The 2,900-nt window shown below is 67.2% G+C and carries 4 protein-coding genes; 3 read left to right on the top strand and 1 reads right to left on the bottom strand.

Translation table 11 applies throughout. The annotated features are described in order from the left end of the window. A partial coding sequence (locus tag X803_RS21355) for a trans-sulfuration enzyme family protein (protein WP_035778010.1) occupies positions 1-828 on the top strand: 828 nt, incomplete at its 5' end. Between the two features lie 33 nt (positions 829-861). Next, positions 862-1,161, top strand: a complete 300-nt coding sequence (locus tag X803_RS0105145) for a DUF2516 family protein (protein ID WP_035778048.1) — start codon at positions 862-864, stop codon at positions 1,159-1,161. Between the two features lie 42 nt (positions 1,162-1,203). On the opposite strand, the gene X803_RS0105140 is transcribed toward X803_RS0105145, so the two are convergent. Beyond that, positions 1,204-1,926, bottom strand: coding sequence for a class I SAM-dependent methyltransferase (locus X803_RS0105140; protein ID WP_343299600.1), 723 nt, complete (start codon positions 1,924-1,926; stop codon positions 1,204-1,206). Positions 1,927-2,108: 182 nt separating this feature from the next. Between X803_RS0105140 and X803_RS0105135 the strand changes: the two genes are divergently transcribed. Continuing rightward, positions 2,109-2,864 (top strand): phosphoglyceromutase, encoded by a 756-nt coding sequence (locus X803_RS0105135; RefSeq protein ID WP_026544303.1) that lies wholly within the window; start codon positions 2,109-2,111, stop codon positions 2,862-2,864. Positions 2,865-2,900: the final 36 nt, after the last annotated feature.

Below are 2,900 nucleotides of genomic sequence, written 5' to 3'. Positions count from 1 at the left end.
GGGTCGGTCTCGCTGGCGCTCGCCGAGGAAGCACGCGGCCGCCTGACGGTCCGGCAGGTGGATATCGCCGACACCGCGCAGGTCCTCGGCCAGCTCGACGGCGCTGACATGCTGTGGCTCGAAAGCCCCACCAACCCGATGCTCGAGGTCGCCGAGACCGCGGTCCTGGCCGCCGCCGCCAAGGCAGCCGGGGCCACCGTCGTCGTCGACAACACCTTCAACACACCGCTGGTGAGCCGGCCGCTGGACTATGGCGCCGACGTCGTGCTCCACTCCGTCACCAAGTACCTGGCCGGCCACTCCGACGTGGTGCTGGGCGCCCTGGTGACCTCGGACGCCGCGATGCGCGCCGAGCTGGCAACCTACCGCACACTGCACGGCGCGATTGCCGGCCCGTTCGAGGTGTGGCTCGCGCTGCGCGGACTGCGCACCCTCGCGCTGCGGATGGAGCGAAGCCAGGCCAACGCACTGGAACTCGCGCGCCGGCTGGACGCCCACTCGTCGGTGACCCGCATCCGCTACCCGGGGCTGCCGAACGATTCCGGCCATGAGCGCGCCACCGCCCAACTCAAGGGCTACGGCGGCATCATCAGCATCGAACTGGAGAGCAGGGACGCCGCCGATGCCCTCGTGGAGGCGGTCCGCCTCTGGCTGCCTGCCACCTCCCTGGGCGGTGTCGAGTCCCTGATAGAACGACGACGGCGCCAGCCCGGTGAACCGAAGACGGTGCCTGAGGCGCTGGTCCGGTTGTCCGTCGGCATCGAAAACGTCGAGGACCTCTGGGCTGACCTCGAGGCGGCGCTCTCATCCGCGCCGAATAACGGCTAGGCTGATTCCGTGGAACTTGTGCTCTTGACCGAAATGTGGCTCTTCAGAGTCCTGGGGTACGTTGCGCTCGGCATTGAACTGTGGGCGTTCATTGACTGCATCCAGCGAAAGCCCGCGTCCTTCGAAGCCACCTTCAAACGCACCAAGAGCTTCTGGCTTGGCCTGACCGCCGGTGCGGCCGCGATCGGAGCGCTGACCGCCCTCTTCGGCGGCATCGGTCTGTTCGGACTGCTGCAGCTCGCTGCGATCATTGCCGCCTGCGTCTACCTTGCGGACGTAAAGCCTGCGGTGAGCGAAGTCCAGGGCAGCAGCGGCCCGTACGGCCCCTGGTAAACCTGACCGGTTCCTCGTAGGGTCCCGTCTATCCGGCGCCGTTCAGCCGGGCGCCACCGCATCCCACGCAACAGTGATTTCACCCAAGCGCCACCGGGCCGGACCGTCGGCCAGCGGCCAGCCTGCGTTCGCCATGGCCGAGCACATCCGCAGCCAGCGCTGCCGGTTGCCGAAGGAGCCCAGCGGCGCCGCATCCAGCCACGCGCGGTCGAGCGCCTGCAGATAATCGAACACCCGCTCACCGGGCACGTTCCGGTGAATCAGCGCCTTCGGCAGCCGCTCCGCCACATCCGACGGCACCCCGAAACTGCCGAACCGCAGGGAAATGCTGAGCGAGAGCGGACCGTCCACGCCGAGGGCAACCCATGTAGCGCGGCGCCCGATCTCGTCGCAGGTCCCGTCAATGAACAGGCCGTGTTCGGGCAGCCGCCCGCGCACGAGGTCCCAGTGGGCCGGATACTCGTCCTCCCTGTACTGACGCAGGACGTTGAACGCCCGGATCACGGCGGGCCGTCGCCCATCCAGCGGCACCTCGAACCCGCCCTGTACAAAGCTGAGCCCGGGACGTTGCAGGGGGAGGGCGGCGCGGACGCGCTCCGGGTCGATCTCGACGCCCACCACCTCGACGTCGCTGCGCACCGTACGCAGGCGGGTGAAGAGCTCGACGGCGGTGACCGGCGTCGCGCCGTAACCGAGGTCCACCACCAGGGGATCTTCCGCCGCGCGGATACGCCACGCCTGCGGACCGGCCAGCCAGCGGTCCATCCGCCGCAGCCGGTTGGGATTGGTGGTGCCGCGGGTGATCGCTCCCACCGGCTTCCCGGGCTTTCGTACTGGCACCGTTCAAGGTTACGGGGAATGCTTACGCGCGTTGGGTTACGGGTAATGAAAGGGCCGGTGAGCGCGCAGTATGTGCCCCTCGTGGCCAAATACGGCAGACTTGGACCATGACTTCTTACAAACTGATCCTGCTGCGCCATGGCCAGAGCGAGTGGAATGAAAAGAACCTTTTCACAGGCTGGGTGGACGTGGCACTAACGGAACTCGGACGCAAGGAAGCCGTTCGCGGCGGCGAGCTGCTCGTCGAGCATGACATCCTGCCGGACATCGTTTACACCTCGCGGCAGAAGCGCGCCATCATCACCGCGAACCTCGCGCTTGAGGCAGCAGACCGCAGCTGGATCGACGTCAAGCGCAACTGGCGCCTCAATGAGCGCCACTACGGTGCGCTCCAGGGCAAGGACAAGGCGCAGACGCTCGCAGAGTACGGCGAGGCGCAGTTCATGGAGTGGCGCCGCTCGTATGACACCCCGCCGCCGCCCCTCGACGATTCGAGCGAGTACTCGCAGGCCAATGACCCGCGTTACGCGGACCTCGGCGATGATGTGCCCCGCACGGAGTGCCTGAAGGACGTCCTCGAGCGGTTCTTGCCGTACTGGGAGTCGGATATCAGCGCAGACATCAAGGCCGGCAAGACCGTCCTCATCGCTGCCCACGGAAATTCACTGCGCGCGCTCGTCAAGCACCTAGACGGCATCAGCGACGCGGACATCGCCGCGCTCAACATCCCTACGGGCATCCCCCTCGTGTATGAACTGGACGAGGACCTCAAGCCGGTCAAGGCCGGCGGTACCTACCTTGACGCGGACGCCGCTGCCGCTGCCATCGAGGCGGTCGCCAACCAGGGCAAGGCCAAGCACTAGCAGCAGCCAGACCGGCATTCACATGACGGCGGCCCG

This window comes from Arthrobacter sp. 35/47 (assembly GCF_000520475.1).
Classification (GTDB): domain Bacteria; phylum Actinomycetota; class Actinomycetes; order Actinomycetales; family Micrococcaceae; genus Arthrobacter_D; species Arthrobacter_D subterraneus.
This window is presented reverse-complemented; position numbering and strand designations above follow the sequence as displayed.